The organism is Micromonospora sp. DT233 (assembly GCF_049841815.1).
GTDB lineage: Bacteria > Actinomycetota > Actinomycetes > Mycobacteriales > Micromonosporaceae > Micromonospora.
Genome location: NZ_JBNCLB010000001.1, coordinates 261296 through 276208 on the forward strand (window position 1 = coordinate 261296; position 14913 = coordinate 276208).

14 protein-coding genes are annotated in these 14913 nt (G+C 72.8%); 7 read left to right on the top strand and 7 right to left on the bottom strand.

Annotation, left to right across the window (positions count from 1 at the left end):
• Positions 1-59: 59 nt before the first annotated feature.
• Positions 60-680, bottom strand: a complete 621-nt coding sequence (gene purN / locus ACLQ2V_RS01215) for a phosphoribosylglycinamide formyltransferase (RefSeq protein WP_425716456.1) — start codon at positions 678-680, stop codon at positions 60-62.
• Between the two features lie 329 nt (positions 681-1009).
• Here purN and ACLQ2V_RS01220 point away from each other — a divergent pair, with 329 nt between their 5' ends.
• On the top strand, positions 1010-1264 hold the full coding sequence (locus ACLQ2V_RS01220; RefSeq protein ID WP_425716457.1) for a CD225/dispanin family protein: 255 nt from the start codon (positions 1010-1012) through the stop codon (positions 1262-1264).
• A 29-nt stretch (positions 1265-1293) separates the two neighbouring features.
• Positions 1294-1875 (top strand): DUF4190 domain-containing protein, encoded by a 582-nt coding sequence (locus ACLQ2V_RS01225; RefSeq protein ID WP_425716458.1) that lies wholly within the window; start codon positions 1294-1296, stop codon positions 1873-1875.
• Between the two features lie 187 nt (positions 1876-2062).
• On the opposite strand, the gene ACLQ2V_RS01230 is transcribed toward ACLQ2V_RS01225, so the two are convergent.
• Positions 2063-3355, bottom strand: coding sequence for a DUF6350 family protein (locus ACLQ2V_RS01230; protein ID WP_425716459.1), 1293 nt, complete (start codon positions 3353-3355; stop codon positions 2063-2065).
• A 159-nt stretch (positions 3356-3514) separates the two neighbouring features.
• Here ACLQ2V_RS01230 and ACLQ2V_RS01235 point away from each other — a divergent pair, with 159 nt between their 5' ends.
• Positions 3515-3775 carry a hypothetical protein gene (locus ACLQ2V_RS01235; protein WP_425716460.1) on the top strand — a complete coding sequence of 87 codons (261 nt, stop codon included), beginning with the start codon at positions 3515-3517 and terminating at the stop codon, positions 3773-3775.
• Between the two features lie 175 nt (positions 3776-3950).
• On the opposite strand, the gene sucD is transcribed toward ACLQ2V_RS01235, so the two are convergent.
• The 3 genes from sucD to ACLQ2V_RS01250 all read right to left on the bottom strand — a co-directional run bounded on the left by sucD (position 3951) and on the right by ACLQ2V_RS01250 (position 6872).
• Positions 3951-4838: a succinate--CoA ligase subunit alpha gene (gene sucD, locus ACLQ2V_RS01240; RefSeq protein WP_425716461.1), complete on the bottom strand. Its 888-nt coding sequence runs from the start codon at positions 4836-4838 to the stop codon at positions 3951-3953.
• A 2-nt stretch (positions 4839-4840) separates the two neighbouring features.
• Complete coding sequence (sucC, locus tag ACLQ2V_RS01245) at positions 4841-6019, bottom strand: ADP-forming succinate--CoA ligase subunit beta (protein ID WP_425716462.1); 1179 nt, start codon at positions 6017-6019, stop codon at positions 4841-4843.
• Positions 6020-6467: 448 nt separating this feature from the next.
• On the bottom strand, positions 6468-6872 hold the full coding sequence (locus ACLQ2V_RS01250) for a cobalamin B12-binding domain-containing protein (RefSeq protein WP_425716463.1): 405 nt from the start codon (positions 6870-6872) through the stop codon (positions 6468-6470).
• A 392-nt stretch (positions 6873-7264) separates the two neighbouring features.
• On the opposite strand from ACLQ2V_RS01250, the gene ACLQ2V_RS01255 reads away from it, so the two are divergent.
• Positions 7265-7975 (top strand): M23 family metallopeptidase, encoded by a 711-nt coding sequence (locus tag ACLQ2V_RS01255; RefSeq protein ID WP_425716464.1) that lies wholly within the window; start codon positions 7265-7267, stop codon positions 7973-7975.
• A 275-nt stretch (positions 7976-8250) separates the two neighbouring features.
• Positions 8251-9036: a M23 family metallopeptidase gene (locus ACLQ2V_RS01260; protein ID WP_425716465.1), complete on the top strand. Its 786-nt coding sequence runs from the start codon at positions 8251-8253 to the stop codon at positions 9034-9036.
• A gap of 86 nt (positions 9037-9122) precedes the next feature.
• Here the strand turns inward: ACLQ2V_RS01260 and ACLQ2V_RS01265 are convergent, their stop codons facing one another.
• Both ACLQ2V_RS01265 and pcrA read right to left on the bottom strand, forming a co-directional pair.
• Entirely contained in the window at positions 9123-9680 is a 558-nt protein-coding gene (locus ACLQ2V_RS01265; protein WP_425716466.1) for a dihydrofolate reductase family protein, read from the bottom strand.
• Positions 9681-9704: 24 nt separating this feature from the next.
• Positions 9705-12131, bottom strand: coding sequence for a DNA helicase PcrA (gene pcrA / locus ACLQ2V_RS01270; protein WP_425716467.1), 2427 nt, complete (start codon positions 12129-12131; stop codon positions 9705-9707).
• 205 nt (positions 12132-12336) lie between these two features.
• Between pcrA and ACLQ2V_RS01275 the strand changes: the two genes are divergently transcribed.
• Positions 12337-14187 carry a bifunctional metallophosphatase/5'-nucleotidase gene (locus tag ACLQ2V_RS01275; RefSeq protein WP_425716468.1) on the top strand — a complete coding sequence of 617 codons (1851 nt, stop codon included), beginning with the start codon at positions 12337-12339 and terminating at the stop codon, positions 14185-14187.
• Positions 14188-14421: 234 nt separating this feature from the next.
• Positions 14422-14814, top strand: coding sequence for a chorismate mutase (locus tag ACLQ2V_RS01280; protein ID WP_425716469.1), 393 nt, complete (start codon positions 14422-14424; stop codon positions 14812-14814).
• The last annotated feature ends 99 nt before the right edge of the window (positions 14815-14913 follow it).

Consider the following 14913-nt stretch of genomic DNA (forward strand, 5'->3'; position numbering starts at 1 on the left):
CTCGGCCTCGGGGGAACTCACGGAAGCCTCGGAAGAGCTCACGGAAGCCTCGGGGGAACTCACGGAATGGTGACCTTTCGTCCGGTGATCGTCCAACCTTCGCGGACCAGCCGTCCGACCTGCTCGACGAGCTGACGCCGCTCGGCGACCTTGATGCGCTCGGTGAGCGTGGCCTCGTCGTCGCCGTCGAGCACCGGCACGGCGACCTGGGCGACGATCGGGCCGGTGTCCGTCCCGGCGTCGACGAAGAAGAGGGTGGCCCCGGTGACCTTCACCCCGTAGGCGAGGGCGTCGCGGGGGCCGTGGATGCCGGGGAACGCCGGCAGCAGGGTGTTGTGGGTGTTGAGGTAGCGGTCGCCGAAGGCGGCGAGGAAGTCGGCACCGACCAGCTTGAGGAAGCCGGCGGAGACCACCAGGTCGGGGCGGTGCGCGGCGACCTGCGCGGTGAGCGCGGCGTCCCAGGCCGTCCGGGTGGGGTGGTCGGCGACCCGTTCGACGAAGGTCGGCACCCCGGCGGCGGCGGCCCGGTCCAGGCCCGCGATGCCGGCGCGGTCCGCGCCGACGGCGACCACCCGGGCCCCGTACGCCGGGTCGGCGGCGGCGTTTAGCAGCGCCTGGAGGTTGCTGCCGGAGCCGGAGACGAGGACGACGATGCGGGCGACGGACGCGGGCTCGGTCACGCGGCCACCATATCGGGCAGGGCGGGGCCACCCGCGCCTGGGCGGACGGGGCGGAAACGGCGGGTCGGCGCAGGGCCGGGACGGCCGGGAACGGGTGGTTGGACGGGGCGGAAACGGCGGGCGGGCAGGTCGCGGAATCCGGGCGGCGACGGATTACCGACCCTTCTTTGTCGCCCTCACCCTGTACTCTGCCGGTCGCTCGGTGCCCGGCGTAGGCCGGAAACCGCACCCGTCAGTGACCCGACACATGCGTTGTGTCGATGTAACGAGGAGTAGGCGCGATGCAGCCCGGTTACCAGTCCCAGCCCCCGCAACAGATCAATAACAACATGACCATGTCGATCGTGGCCATCTTCCTGTTCTGGCCGTTGGCCATCCCCGCCATCATCAACGCCTCGAAGGTCAACCCGCTCCTGCAGCAGGGGAACTACGCGGAGGCCCAGCGGGCGGCGGACGAGTCCAAGAAGTGGTCCAAGTGGGCCCTGATCGTCGGTATCGCCTGGTACGTGATCGCCATTGCCTGCTGCGCGCTGGGCGGCGTTGCCGGGATCATGGGGGCGGACACCAGCACCACCAGCTACTGACAGCACCCTCAGGCAAGGAGCGCCGACCCATGCAGCCCGGTCAGGACCCGTACGGCCAGCAGCCCCACGACCCGAACCAGCCGCAGTACAACGACCCGTACGCCCCGCAGGCGCCCTACGGGCAGCAGCCCACGTCGGGCCAGCCGTACGGGCAGGATCCGTACGGGCAGCAGCCGCATGCGCCCTACGGGCAGCAGCCCACCTCGGGTCAGCCCTACGGCCAGCCCACCTCGGGTCAGCCCTACGGCCAGCCGGCGTCGGGTCAGCCCTACGGTCAGGATCCGTACGCCCAACCGCTCTACGGGGCCGCGCCGGGCTACCCCAACGCCGGCTACCCGCAGGCGCAGGGTCAGCAGAACACCCTCGGCCTGGTGTCGATGATCCTCGGCATCGCGGCGATCCCGCTGCTCTGCTGCCTCTACCTCGGCGTCCCGGTCGGCATCGCCGCGATGGTCACCGGCTTCCTGGGGCGGCAGAAGGCGACCCAGGGGCTGGCCAGCAACGCGGGTCAGGCCATGGCCGGCATGATCTGCGGAGCGGTGGCCGTGGTGCTCGGCCTCCTGCTGTTCGTCCTCTCCGTCGTCGGGCAGATCAACATGCCCACCACCTGAGTCGGCGGCAACGGCGAGGGGCGTTCCGGAGCGATCCGGAACGCCCCTCGGCGCGTCCGGCGCACCTCGACACGTCCGGTGCCCTGGACCCGTTCGGTGCCCCTCGGGCGCACTCCCCACACCCCGAGCGCCCCCGGTGCCACCCGCGAGCCCTAGCACTGCCGCCCGCGCCCGGCGAGCCGGGTCGTCAGGACGACGCCCTCGCCCGCGACAGGGAACGGGTCGCGGCGGCACCGAGCACCGCGCCGACCCCGATCACCGCCGTGGCCACGCCGGCCACCTGCCACGGCACCGGGCCGAGCTCGGCCAGTCGGCCCCCGCCGAGCGGCCCGCCGGAGGCCGCCGCGAGCGCACCGAGCAGCCCACCGGCGACCGGGCCGGCGAGGGCCGCCGGTAGCAGCAGGGCCGGCCAGGCCACCTCGGCGCGGTCCCGGGCGGCCAGCCGCAGCAACCGCCGGGCCAGCAGCCAGCCGGCGGCCATGGCCGCCAGGACCGGCACCGCCAGCAGGCCCGCCCCGAGCCCGTCGACCGGCCCGCTGGGCAGCCCGGCCAGCAGCGGTACGGCGGGCAGCGCGCCCACCGAGACCTCGCTGGTGCGTACGGCGGTGTCGGTGCCGACGGCGAAGCCGGGGCCGAGCAGGTAACTGGTGGACCAGATCGTGGCGTTCGGCGCGTAGGCGAGGCTGAGCAGCGTGATCCCGGCCTGCCCGGCGACTCCCGTGCGGTAGGCCCCGATCATGTCCGCGGCGTCCCCGCCGCCGGTGGCGATCGCCAGCCCGGCCGCCCCGGCCCCGGCCCCGAGCAGGAGCAGCGCGGCGACCAGCCCGGTGCGTACCCCGTCGCGCAGCGCTGCGGGTGCCCGGTGGACGAGCAGGCCGGCCACGCCGGTGGTCCGGGCCGCCCCGACCAGGGCGGCGAGCGCCCCCAAGACCGCGAAGGTGACCCCGGCACGGATCGGGGAGATCGCCGAACCGCCGATGCCGGCCAGCACTGCGGCGAGCGCGCCGAGCAGCGCGTACCCGATGCCGACCGCGCCCGCAGCGGTGAGCGCCTGGCGGGGTGAGCGCCCGCCGCGGGCGCCGATGGCCCGGCTGGTGTGCACCCCGGCGCGGGTCAGCCGCCAGACGGCCAGCACGGTCAGCGCCAGCGGCACCAGGCCGAACGGCCCGGCGTCGGTGTCCAGCGGGACGCCGTGGCCGAGCAGCCAGCCGGCCAGCCCGGCTCGCAGCGCCCCGGTGACGGAGCCGGCGTCCTCGCTGAGCTGGGCGAGCCCGAGCACCAGCGCGACCGGCAGGTACGACGTGAGCGCCGCCCAGGTGGCGGCGACCCCGGCGGCGACCGCGAGGGGGGCCCGGCCCCGGCGGCTCTCCCCGCCTCGGGGCGCGGGCACCCGGGGGCGGCCGGGACGGCCGGCGGGCCGGTCGTCGGCGCCGACCCCGGCGGCCCGACGGCGAGGCTGATCAGGGGGGACGGAGGACATCGGCTCTACTCTGGCACGCCGGGCCTCCGGGGGCAGTCCGATACCGCCCCCCGCTCGGCCGGAAGTTCCGTGATCCACCGACTGCCACCCCCGATCCGGTCTAGCCTCGGCCCAGGACGCGACCTTCCCGTCGCGGCCGCCGACCGCTCGGAGGAAGCCGTGAACGCCGCGTATCCACCGCCGCCGCCCGCCGGCGGTCGGGACCGCACCACGGCGTGGGGCGTGCTCGGCATCGTCCTCGGCCTGATCTGCTGCGGCATCCTCGGGGTCGGCTTCGGCTACCTGTCGATCCGAGACGCCAAACGATACGGCCGCTCACCGGTGCTGGGCTACGTGGCCATCGCGCTCGGTGTGCTCAACATAATCGGCAGCGTCATCCTGCGGGTGGGCGGCCACCACCCGTTGTGGAACAACGACTGAACCGGTCGACGCGCCCCGCCGGCCGGGCCGACCGGCACGACGACCGCACCCACCGGCACGACGACCGCACCCACCAGCGCGACGACCGGGCCGACCGGCACGGCCCCGGGCGGCTGGCCCGACGACGAGAAGGGGCCGACCAGCCGGTCGGCCCCTTCTGCGGGTGTGGCGTCGGTCAGCGGGCGGACATGATCTCCCGCATCAGGTTGGCGGTCTCGGTCGGGGTCTTGCCGACCTTCACGCCGACGGCCTCCAGCGCTTCCTTCTTCCCCTCGGCGGTGCCCGCCGAGCCGGAGATGATCGCGCCGGCGTGGCCCATGGTCTTGCCGGGGGGCGCGGTGAAGCCGGCGATGTAGCCGACCACCGGCTTGGTCACGTTCGCCTTGATGAACTCGGCGGCCCGCTCCTCGGCGTCGCCGCCGATCTCACCGATCATCACGATGGCGTCGGTCTCCGGGTCGGCCTCGAAGGCGGCCAGGGCGTCGATGTGGGTCGTCCCGATGATCGGGTCGCCACCGATGCCGACGCAGGTCGAGAAGCCGATGTCGCGCAGCTCGTACATCATCTGGTAGGTCAGCGTGCCGCTCTTGCTGACCAGGCCGATGCGGCCCGAGCCGGTGATGTCGGCGGGGATGATGCCGGCGTTGGAGGCGCCCGGCGAGGCGATCCCCGGGCAGTTCGGCCCGATGATCCGGGTCCGCTCCCCCTTGGCCACGTTGTACGCCCAGAACGCGGCGGTGTCGTGCACCGGCACGCCCTCGGTGATCACCACGGCCAGGTCGATCCCGGCGTCGATCGCCTCGATCACCGCGGCCTTGGTGAACTGCGGCGGGACGAAGATGACCGTGACGTCGGCCCCGGTGGCCGCCATGGCCTCGGCGACGGTCGCGAAGACCGGCAGCGACGTGCCGTCGAAGTCCACGCTCTGGCCCGCCTTGCGCGGGTTGGTGCCGCCGACGACGTTGGTGCCGGCGGCGAGCATCCGCCGGGTGTGCTTGGAACCCTCGGAACCGGTCATCCCCTGCACGATGACCTTGGAGTCCTTGGTCAGCCAGATAGCCATTGTCAGACCCCCGCAGCTGCCAGCTCGGCGGCCCGCTCGGCCGCGCCGTCCATGGTGTCGACCCGCTGCACCAGCGGGTTGTTCGCGCTGTCCAGGATCGCCCTGCCCGCCTCTGCGTTGTTGCCGTCGAGGCGGACCACCAGCGGCTTGGTGACCTGCTCGCCGCGCTGCTCCAGCAGGGCCAGCGCCTGGACGATGCCGTTGGCGACCTCGTCGCAGGCGGTGATGCCGCCGAAGACGTTGACGAAGACGCTGCGCACCGACGGGTCGGAGAGGACGATCTCCAGCCCGTTCGCCATCACCGCGGCGCTCGCGCCGCCGCCGATGTCGAGGAAGTTCGCCGGCTTGACGCCGCCGTGCCGCTCGCCCGCGTACGCGACCACGTCGAGGGTCGACATGACCAGACCCGCGCCGTTGCCGATGATGCCGACCTCGCCGTCGAGCTTGACGTAGTTGAGGTCCTTCTCCTTGGCGGCCTGCTCCAGCGGGTCCACCGCGGCCTGGTCGACCAGGCCCTCGTGGTCGGGGTGGCGGAAGCCGGCGTTCTCGTCCAGGGTGACCTTGGCGTCGAGCAGCAGCAGCTTGCCGTCGCCCGCCTTCGCCAGCGGGTTCACCTCCACCAGCGTGGCGTCCTCGGCGACGAATGCCCGCCAGAGCCCCACGGCGGCCTCGACGACCTGGTCGGCGACCTCGGCCGGGAAGTTCGCGGCGGTGACGATCTCGCGCGCCTTGGCCTCGTCGACGCCCGTGACGGCGTCGATCGGGGCCTTGACGACCCGCTCCGGGGTGTCGGCGGCGACCTGCTCGATGTCCATGCCGCCATCGACGCTGGCGATGCAGAGGAACGTACGGTTCGCCCGGTCGAGCAGGTACGAGAAGTAGTACTCCTCGGCCACGTCCGCGGTCACCGTGATCATGACCTTGTGGACCGTGTGGCCCTTGATGTCCATGCCGAGGATGTCGGTGGCGCGGGCCACCGTCTCATCCGTGCCCTCGGCCAGCTTGACGCCGCCCGCCTTGCCCCGGCCGCCGACCTTCACCTGCGCCTTGACGACCACCCGGCCGCCGAGTCGCTCGGCGATCGCGCGGGCCTCCTCCGGGGTGTTGGCGACGCCGCCGGCGAGCACGGGCAAGCCGTGCCGCTCGAACAGGTCCCGCCCCTGGTACTCGTACAGGTCCACGATTGCGCGTCCCGTCCCGTCTCCGCGGCGCGCCGTCGCGCCGCCGCCAGCGTGTGAAAACAGTTTGACGCCTGTCATCAGTTCGAACAGGCCTTTGGCCGCAGCCTAGCGAGGTGGGCACGGCCGGCAACCGAGCGGGTGCGCGGTGTGCCCTAATCCACAGGCGGGTGCGGCTCGCGCTGGCCGGGCCGGCGGGTGGGGGATTTCGGCGGCGTTCTTCCAGGGGTGGCGTAACCCCCTGGTCAGGGCCTCGTTGAGTCAGGTGTCGGAGCGCTGAGTCAGCGCGACGACGGGACGGCCGATGCCCTGTCGGTCGAGGGGTGGCGGCGGGGCATCGTGCATAGAGGGGCCGGACGTGTGAGGGGTGCGTCCGGCCCCTCCCCCGTGTCCAGGGGAGGGCAGTGTCCCGGAAAGGGCGCCTCTCCGGGGGAGGGCGCCCCGGGCCGGGTCAGGCCACCGGCTGGGCGATGTTGGACCGGACCCACTCCACGATCGACTGGGTGGTCGCCCCCGGGGTGAAGATCTTCGCCACGCCGAGCTGTTGCAGCTCCGGGATGTCGGCGGCCGGGATGATGCCGCCGCCGAAGACGACGATGTCCCGCGCGTCGCGCTCGGCCAGCAGCTCCACGACCCGCTTGAAGAGCGTCATGTGCGCCCCGGAGAGCACCGAGAGGCCCACGGCGTCGGCGTCCTCCTGGATGGCGGTCTCCACGATCTGCTCCGGCGTCTGGTGCAGGCCGGTGTAGATGACCTCCATCCCGGCGTCGCGCAGGGCGCGGGCGACGACCTTGGCCCCCCGGTCGTGGCCGTCGAGACCCGGCTTCGCGACGACGACCCGGATACGTGAGCTCATCAGCGGACACCTTTCGCGGCGCTACGACTGTCACCTGAACGAACGGTAACCCGGCCGGCAACCCCCGGGGAATCCGGGCGGCGACTGACGGGCGAGATGCCGCCCGTCAATCCGGCCAGCCGGTCGCAGACCGGTGACAGTGGTCACTTTCGGCGACGAACGGGCAGGTGGAGGGCCTCGCCGGCCGCGGACAGACACCCGTAATTCCGGCGTAAGCGGACAGAGCGACACGCCAATTACCCGGAGTGGCTTGTGAGGGGCGTGGGGGTTGGCTACCGTTGCCACGGTTGTCATCAGGTCCACGGACGGGTGACGACGCGGTCAGCCGACGTTCACCAGCACGTCAACGAACCCGGCCGGCCGCTTCGGAACCCCGACAACGGAGGGTGTGCGTGCGCCAGCGCCTGTCGTCTGAGCCCGATCGATATCGCGGCCGCCGCCGCGTGCCCGCCCCCCCGCGTAGCCGTTACGCCGCCGTCGTCACCACCGCGTTCGTCGGTGCCGGCCTGGTCGCGCTCGGTGCGGCGGCGCTGCCGGACGCCAAGGGCGTCAGCCCCTCGGTCCTCGACGAGCTCAAGCAAGCCTCGATCACCAGCGAGGACGCCGCGCTCCGCGCGGACTCCGCCGACCGGGCCTCCCGGGACCGGGTGGAGACCAAGGGCTCGTCCGTGCAGGACGCCTGGCTCCTCCCGCTGAAGAATTACGAGTTCACCACGCCCTACGGCATGCACTCGGACAAGCTGCACACCGGCGTCGACCTGGTCGCCGCCGAGGGCACCCCCTACGTTGCCGTCCACGCGGGCACCGTCACCAAGGCCGGCTGGTCCGGCGGCTACGGCTACACGGTGATCGTCAAGCACGCCGACGGCAGCGAGGCCATCTACGGCCACTCCTCCGCGCTGACGGTCCAGGAGGGGCAGCAGGTGAAGGCGGGCGACCAGCTCGGCCTGGTCGGCAACACCGGCCACTCCTACGGCGCGCACCTGCACCTGGAGCTGCATGTCAACGGCAAGCCGAAGGACCCGGTGCCCTACCTCCAGGACCGCGGGGTGGACATCAAGATGCAAATCGAGGCACTCTACAACGACGTGAGCGCTTCCTGACGCTCCGTATCGCCCTGTGACCGCCCGGATCAGTCGATCCGGGCGGTTTTTCATCCCCGGCCGCCGCCGGATGTCTGCTGGACCACACCGTCGGGTGTGACCGAGCCCACCCAGCTCATGATCACTTATCGGGACGGCGTCGCCGAGAGTGGGACACACCGGGCGCACCGCAGCCGCAGCAGCATGCCGTCGCCGCGCCCCCGGCCCGCCGGCCGCCCGGTCGGGCCCCAAGATTTCGAGGTCCCCGACCCCTCGAAGACGTGAAGGTCCCCGCCGTGCAGGAAGTGAACAACCTGAACGAGAACACCCCCGACGCCCCGGCCCGCCACCGACGACGCGGCCGGCGCTACCTGGTCGTCGGCGCGGTGGCCCTGCTCGGGCTCGGCGTCGCCGGCGTCGGCGTCGCCACCACCACCGGCGACGCCGACGAGTCGATGCCGGCCGCCGTGGCGGCCGACGCCCGCGACCGCGCCGAGGCCGCCGCCCGCGCCGACCGCTCCGCCCGCGAGTCGGCGAGCCCGGCCGCCCCGAGCGCCACCCCGTCGCCCAGCCCGTCGAGCTCCAGCCCGAAGCCGTCGAGCGCGCGGCCCCCCGCGACGCGGAAGGCGACCGTCAAGCCCAAGCCGAAGCCCGTCGCGAAGAAGACCAGCAGGCCCGCCCCGGCCTGGGTCATCCCGATGGCCGGCGCGGAGATCACCTCCTGCTACGGCGACCGGTGGGGCACCCTGCACGCCGGCATCGACTTCGCCCTGCCCGCCGGCACCCCGATCCGGGCCTCCGCCGCAGGCACCGTGACCAAGGCCGGCGACGTGGGCGACGGGTACGGCATCTCCGTCGTCGTCGAGCACGCCAACGGCTACCTGACCCACTACGCCCACCAGAGCCGCACCACCGTCGGCGTGGGCGACAAGGTCAAGGCCGGTCAGGTCATCGGGTACGAGGGCTCCACCGGCGACTCGACCGGCCCGCACCTGCACTTCGAGGTGCACCAGGGCAGCATGTGGAACCAGATCGACCCGGCGCCGTTCCTGCGCGCCCGGGGCATCGACGTGGCCTGCTGACGGCTGGGTAGGTTCTCCCCGAAGATGGCGTTGCGCCGCTGGTCGCAGGCCGCGACCGGGGCCGGTCGACTCCGACCGGTGCAGGCTCAGCGGGTCCGGTAGTGGGCGTAGATCAGCCCGCTGTCGAAGGCACGCTGATCGACCATCTCGAGGTCGAGGCGCACGCCGTCGGGGAAGAACCGCTTGCCGCCGCCGACCACGCTCGTGGTGATGAAGAGGTGGTACTCGTCCACCAGGCCAGCCGCGATCGCCTGGGCCGCGAGGTTGGGGCCGTCGACGGTGAGATCGTGATCGGCCTCGGCCTTGAGCTTGCGCACCGCGGCCGGGTCGAAGGCCCGCTCGATCCTGGTCTTCGCGCTGAAGACCGACTCCAGCGTCGTGGAGTACACGACCTTCTCCGCGGCCTGCCAGTCGCGGGCGTATTGCAGGATGTGCGGCGGCTGGTCGGGCTCGGAGTGGGCGGTCTCCCAGTAGAGCATCGTCTCGTACATCCGTCGGCCGTAAAGATAAGTGCCGACGGGGCGGAAGAGGTCGTTGACGAAGGTGTGCACCTCCTCGTCCTCGGCCCCGGTGCCGAGGCCGCCCTCCGCCGCCTCGGCGTACCCGTCGAGGGAGGTGATCATCGAGTAGATGAGCTTCGCCATGCCTCTCCTCGGGGTGGCGGTGGGTCAGAGCTTGTCGATCGGGGCGTGCCGCAGCACCAGCCACATCTTCTGGTCGCCGAAGTCGATCTGCGCCCGCGCCCCCGGGCCGTGCCCCTCCACCGCGAGCACCCGGCCCAGGCCGTACCGCTGGTGGTTGACCCGGTCCCCGGCCGCGACCTTCGGGCCCTGGGGCAGCTCGCTGGCCGTGGCCAGCCGGCTGCCGTCCACGCCGAGCCGCTTGGCCAACTGCGCCGCCTTCGGGGTGCCCCCGGTGAAGCCGCCCACGCGGTCCGCGCGGCCCCCGACGCCGCCGCCACCGCCGCCCCACGAGGTGTACGTCCCCTCGGTGCGCTCCCAGCGCACCAGCTCCGGCGGCAGCTCCTCCAGGAAGCGCGACGGCGGATTGTAGGACGGCTGCCCCCACGCCGAGCGGGTCACGGCGCGGGACAGGTAGAGCCGCTGCCGGGCGCGGGTGATCCCCACGTACGCCAGCCGGCGCTCCTCCTCCAGCTCCCGGGTGTCGCCCAGCGAGCGCAGGTGCGGGAAGACGCCGTCCTCCAGCCCGGTCAGGAAGACCACCGGGAACTCCAGGCCCTTGGCGGTGTGCAGGGTCATCAGGGTGACCACGCCCGGGTGCGGCTCGGCGTCGTCGGCCTCGGTGCCCCCCGGCGCCGAGCGGGGCTGCTCAGGGATCTGGTCGGCGTCGGCCACCAGCGCCACCTGCTCCAGGAAGCCGGCCAGCGTGGCCCGCTCGCCCTCGGCCCCCAGCGATTCGATCCGCTCGGTGTATTCCCGGGCGACGCTGACCAGCTCCTGGAGGTTGTCGACCCGGCCGGCGTCCTGCGGGTCGAGGCTCTCCTCCAGCTCGGTGAGATAACCCGAGCGGGTCAGCAGCGCCTCCAGCACCTCCTCCGGGGTGCCGGTGTCGGCCAGCTCGCGGGCCCCGTCGAGCAGCGCCACGAAGTCGGCGATGCCGTTGGCCGCCCGGGTGGAGATGCCCGGCGCGGCCTTGGCCCGGCGCAGCGCCGCGCCGAAGGAGATCCGGTCCCGGCTCGACAGCGCCTCGACGCACGCCTCCGCGCGGTCCCCGATACCCCGGCGCGGGGTGTTCAGGACGCGGCGCAGGCTGACCGTGTCGTCGTCGTTGACCACCGCGCGCAGGTAGGCCAGCGCGTCGCGGACCTCCTTGCGCTCGTAGAAGCGCACCCCGCCGACCACCTTGTACGGCAGGCCGACGCGGATGAACACCTCCTCGAAGACCCGGGACTGGGCGTTGGTGCGGTAGAAGACCGCCACGTCGCCGGGGCGGGCCGCGCCGTCGTCGACCAGCCGGTCGATCTCCCGGCCCACCCAGTCCGCCTCGGCGTGCTCGGTGTCCGCGACGTACCCGACGATCTGCTCGCCGGCCCCGGCGTCGCTCCACAGCCGCTTGGGCTTGCGGGAGGTGTTCCGGTCGATCACCGCGTTGGCGGCGTTCAGGATGGTCTGGGTGGAGCGGTAGTTCTGCTCCAGCAGGATCGTCCGGGCGTCGGTGAAGTCCCGCTCGAACTCCAGGATGTTGCGGATCGTCGCGCCCCGGAACGCGTAGATCGACTGGTCGGCGTCGCCCACCACGCAGAGCTCGGCCGGCTCGACACCCTCGGTGCCGGAGACCAGCTCCTTGATCAGCGTGTACTGGGCGTGGTTGGTGTCCTGGTACTCGTCGACCAGGACGTGCCGGAACCGGCGGCGGTAGCCCTCCGCGACGTGCGGGTGCGACTGGAACAGGTGCACCGTCGTCATGATCAGGTCGTCGAAGTCCAGCGCGTGCGCCTCGCGCAGCCGCCGCTGGTAGAGCGTGTACGCCTCGGCGAGCGCCCGCTCGTTGGGGCCGCTGGCCCGCCCGGCGAACTCCTCCGGGTCGACCAGCTCGTTCTTCAGGTTGGAGACCTGGGCGGCCAGCCCGCGCGCCGGGTAGCGCTTCGGGTCGAGATCCAGCTCGCGGGCGACGAGCTGCATCAGCCGGCGGGAGTCGTCCGCGTCGTAGATCGAGAAGGTCGACTTCAGGCCGGCGTGCTCGTGCTCGGCGCGCAGGATCCGCACGCAGGCCGAGTGGAACGTCGACACCCACATCAGCCGGGCGCGCGGGCCGACCAGGTTGGTCACCCGCTCCTTCATCTCGCCGGCGGCCTTGTTGGTGAAGGTGATCGCGATGATCTCACCGGGGTGCACGTCGCGGGCGGCGAGCAGGTAGGCGATCCGGTGGGTGAGCACGCGGGTCTTGCCGGAGCCCGCCCCGGCCACGATCAGCAGCGGCGAGCCGGAGTGGGTGACGGCGTCGCGCTGGGGCCCGTTGAGGCCCTCCACCAGCTCCTGCGGGTCGAGGCGACGGGCCGGGCCGGGGCGGGCCGGCGGGGCCGCCGCGGACTCGGGCGCGGGCGGGGACGCGGGGATGTCGAAGAGAGGCTGCATCGCAGGGCGAGTCTATGCCGCCGGTCCGACACCCCGACGCCGCGCACCGACGAGACCCGTCGCCGCTGCCCGACCGCAGGTCCGACGCCGCACGCCGAAGAGACCAAGCCGTCACCCGCCCGGCTCTGGCGCGGCCGTCCCCGATCCACGACGATGGCCGGTGGACCCCCGGATCCTCCCCCGTACACGATTTGGGAGAAAAACCATGAGTCAACCGCGCTCGCGCGGTCGGGCGGTGCTGCGTCACCTCGCCGCGCCGGCCCTCGCACTGGCCGTCGTCGCCACGCTGCCGGCCGTAACGCGGCCCGCGCCGGCCCCGGCCGACACCTCCTCAGCGGCGCTCGCCCCCGTCTCGGTCTCCTACGCCACGCCGCTGGGCGCCGAGGTCAAGGGAAACTTCCTCAGCTACAACGACTTCCACGGCGCCATCGACCCGCCCGCCGGCAGCGGGGCCGCCGTCAACGGCACCCCGGCCGGCGGGGTGGAATACCTCGCCACCTGGCTGAAGCGGCTGCGGGCCGAGGCCAAGGCCGAGGGACGCACCAGCACCACCGTCGGCGCCGGCGACCTGATCGGCGCGTCGCCGCTGGTCAGCGCCGCGTTCCACGACGAGCCGACGATCGAGCTGATGGACAAGATCGGGCTGGAGATCAGCTCGGTCGGCAACCACGAGTTCGACGAGGGCGTCAAGGAGCTGATCCGGCTCAACAAGGGCGGCTGCCACCCGACCGACGGCTGCGCCGACGGCGACGGCTTCCGCGGCGCGAAGTTCACCTACCTCGCCGCCAACACCCTCGACAAGAAGACCGGGCTGCCGATCCTGCCCCCGGTCGACGTCAAGCTCGTCGGCGGCGTGCCGGTCGGCTTCGTCGGGGTCACCCTGGAGGGCACCCCGGGGATCGTGAACCCGGCCGGGATCACCTCGGTCAAGTTCGCCGACGAGGTGCAGACCGCCAACAAGTGGGGCGGCCTGCTCAAGCTTCTCGGCGTCAAGGCCATGGTGCTGCTGGTGCACGAGGGTGGCGCACAGTCCCCGCCGCCGAGCGCCCCGGGCGTCTCCGACTGCGCCAACTTCTCCGGCCCGATCGTGGACATCGTGCGCGGCCTGCGGCCGGAGTTCGGCCTGGTCGTCTCCGGCCACACCCACCGCTTCTACTCCTGCTCGCTGCCGAACTCCTCCGGCCAGCCCAGCGTGGTCACCAGCGCCGGCACCAACGGCCAGTTGGTCACCGACGTGGACTACTCGCTGGACCGCCGCTCCGGCCGGTTCACCGGGATCTCGGCCCGCAACGTGGTCGTCGAGAACGGCGTACGCAACCCCGACGGCACCTGGCAGCAGAGCACCCCCGGTGTCTACGTGCGCAACCCCGCGCTGGTCGACGCGGACGCCAAGGCGCTGGCCGACAAGTACCGCGCGGCGGTCGCCCCGATCGCCAACCGGGTGGTCGGCAGGATCACCGCGGACATCGTCCGGGACGTGCGGCCCAACGGTGAGAGCCCGCTCGGCGACGTGATCGCCGACGCGCAACTGGCGTACACCTCCGGCGACGGGGCGCAGATCGCCCTGATGAACCCGGGCGGCGTGCGGGCCTCGCTGTCCCACGGGGCGTCCACCGGCGGCGAGGACCCGGGCGAGGTGACCTACGGCGAGGCGTTCAGCGTGCAGCCGTTCAACAACCTGGTGGTCACCCAGAGCTTCACCGGGGCCCAGCTCAAGAACGTGCTGGAGCAGCAGTTCCCGGGCTTCAACGGGCAGAGCACCCAGAAGATCCTCCAGGTCTCCGCCGGGCTGACCTACTCGTACGACAGCACCGCGCCGGCCGGCGCCCGGGTGAGCGCCCTGGCGCTGAACGGGACCCCGATCGACCCGGCGGCCAGCTACCGGGTCACCACGAACGACTTCCTGGCCAACGGCGGCGACGGCTTCACCGAGCTGGCGGGCGGCACCGGCCGCACCACCGCGCCCGGCTTCGACATCGACGCCCTGGTGTCGTACCTGGGCGCGGGCGACCCGATCGCCCCGGGCCCGGCGGACCGCATAACCCGCCTGGGCTGAGGTCCGCAGGGGTGCCCCTTCTCGACGCGATTCCTTGCGGAGCGGGTCGGCGGGTGGGCATACTCAACGCTGTGATGGCTGAGCGCGGCTATTTTGGCTACGGCACCGGGAGTCCGGCAGCCGTGGGTCGCGCCTGATCAGATCAGACCTACGAAAAGCCCCGGGCTCTAAAGAGCCCGGGGCTTTTCCGTCCCGGGATCCGAGCACCGGGCCCAATCCCCGAGGGGTACGGCGATGATGACAGACGTGGCGGAGCAGAGCGGGAGCGTGGCACAGTCCGTGCCCGGCGACGAGCCCGGGGCCACCGGGCCGACCGGCGGCGCGACCGGGCCGGCGACGGCGGCGGCCACCGGGGCGCCCCGGACCGGCACCGACGACTCGGCCGCCGCGGCGCGGATCGTCGACATCCGGGAACGGATCGACGAGATCGACCGTACTCTGATCGGGCTGTGGCGGGAGCGGGCCGCGCTCTCCCACGAGGTGGGCGCGACCCGGATGGCCTCCGGCGGCACCCGGCTGGTGCTCAGCCGGGAGCGGGACATCCTGGAGCGGTTCCGGCAGGCCCTGGGGGCCGACGGCACTCAGCTCGCCCTGCTCCTGCTGCGGGCCGGCCGCGGCCCGCTGTAGGGCTCCGGCGCGGGTTCGTCGGCGCGGGTGCGTCGCCCCCCGCGCCCTGCGGCCGCCGCGCCCGCCGCGCAGAGACGCGGGAAGACCCGGCAGCCCGCC